Origin of the sequence: Streptomyces sp. P9(2023) (genome assembly GCF_032436795.1) — a bacterium.
Taxonomy (GTDB): domain Bacteria; phylum Actinomycetota; class Actinomycetes; order Streptomycetales; family Streptomycetaceae; genus Streptomyces.
On the sequence record NZ_JAUPWM010000780.1, the window covers coordinates 1 to 243 of the forward strand.

Sequence of the window (243 nt, forward strand, 5' to 3'; positions counted from 1 at the left end):
GTCCCGCCGCCGCGACCGTCTATGAGCTTCCGGAGAACGGTTCGGCCGTGTTCGGCACGGACGAGCGGATCAAGTCCACCTATCAGGACACGCTGCTCGACATCGAGCGGCGTATGCCAGTCCATCTTTCCGATGCTCACCGGATAGGTGATGACGACAGGCTTCTCTCCCTTTCTGGGCTTCGGGAAGAAATACAGCCGGTGCTCAGGCAGGTTGACGACGATGCCCTCGCGCGGGCCGGCG

At 63.0% G+C, this 243-nt stretch carries 1 protein-coding gene; it reads left to right on the top strand.

Features of this window, described 5'->3' with window-relative positions; genetic code table 11:
• Positions 1–243, top strand: a 243-nt coding sequence (locus Q5762_RS39430) for a hypothetical protein (protein ID WP_315897137.1), incomplete at both ends; no start/stop codon positions are given.